This is a genomic window from Amycolatopsis palatopharyngis (genome assembly GCF_003385185.1).
Taxonomy (GTDB): domain Bacteria; phylum Actinomycetota; class Actinomycetes; order Mycobacteriales; family Pseudonocardiaceae; genus Amycolatopsis; species Amycolatopsis palatopharyngis.
In genome coordinates, this window is record NZ_PQHZ01000122.1 from 1 (window position 1) to 1,402 (window position 1,402).

Consider the following 1,402-nt stretch of genomic DNA (forward strand, 5'->3'; position numbering starts at 1 on the left):
GGGTCTGTAACAGGAACGGTGTTTTCGGCGTTCGTGGTTAGTACTTCTCGGCGCCCGGCCAGCGGTCACCGAACGTGTTGGCGAACGCGTTCAATGCGGGTTTCCATCGCATGGTCCACCGGGCTTGCCCTCTTCCGGTCGGGTCCAGGGACCTGGTGACCATGTAGAGGCACTTTAGTGCTGCTTGCTCGGTAGGGAAATGACCTCGCGCTCGCACGGCTTTACGGTACCGCGCGTTCAGCGATTCGATTGCGTTCGTGGAGCACAACACGCGCCGTATCTCCACATCGTAGTCGAGGAACGGCGTGAACTCCTCCCATGCGTTACGCCACAAGCGAATCAGTGCCGAATACTTGCCACCCCATTTCTCATCTAGTTCGTCCAACGCCACCTCCGCAGCACCCACGGTTGCGGCGGAATAAACCGGTTTCAGGTCCTTCTTCAATGCGTCCCAGTCCCGCCTCGACGCGATCCGGAACGAATTCCTGATCAAGTGGATCACGCAGGTCTGGACCCGAGCTTGCGGCCACACGTCCACCACCACATCCGGTAAACCTTTGAGGCCGTCGCAGACCACGAAGAACACGTCCTTCATGCCCCTGTTCTTCAAGTCCTGCAGCACCTGCAGCCAGAACTTCGCGCCCTCGCCACCAGGGCCGGACCACAACCCGAGCACGTCCTTGCGACCTTCCAGCGTCACCCCGATCGCCGCGTAAAATGCACGGTTGGCGACCTGGCCGTCCCGAACCTTCACCATCACAGCATCGATAAACACGGCTGCATACGCTTCATCGAGAGGACGACTCTGCCATTCAGCCATCTCGCCAACGACGGCATCGGTAATTCGCGACACCGTCTCCTTGCTGACCGAAGCACCATAGATCTCGCCGAAATGCGCGGAAATTTCCCCGGTCGTCAACCCTTTCGCATACAACGACAATACAATCTCATCAACACTGCCGAGCCTGCGCTGCCGCTTCTTCACGATCACCGGGTCAAACGACCCCTCCCGGTCCCGCGGCACCGCCACCTCGACTTCGCCCACCGCGTCCGACACCACGGTCTTCGACCGAACGCCGTTGCGTTTGTTCCTGCCGACGCGACCGGGCTCATCCTGGTGCTTGGCATGCCCGAGGTGGTCGGTCATCTCCGCGTTCAACGCGGTCTCCAGGACCGTCTTGGTCAGCTGCTTCAGCAGCCCGTCCGGGCCGGTCAGGGCCAAGCCCTGCTCCTGCGCCTGAGCGACCATCGCGGCCGCCAACTGCTCCTGCGCCGACGACGTCCTCGCCGGCCTGGTGGTCTTCTCCTCAGCGCTCACAACATCAGATGTCATCACTCACTGTGCCCATCCCGCCGGAACCAGTCCGGCGTGTCCGAGCCAAAGACACCGATCCTGAGACAG

Annotated in this window: 1 protein-coding gene; it reads right to left on the minus strand. The window is 61.3% G+C overall.

Translation table 11 applies throughout. The annotated features are described in order from the left end of the window. Positions 1–37: 37 nt before the first annotated feature. On the minus strand, positions 38–1,333 hold the full coding sequence (locus tag D0C15_RS33825; protein WP_091677065.1) for an IS256 family transposase: 1,296 nt from the start codon (positions 1,331–1,333) through the stop codon (positions 38–40). Positions 1,334–1,402 lie beyond the last annotated feature (69 nt).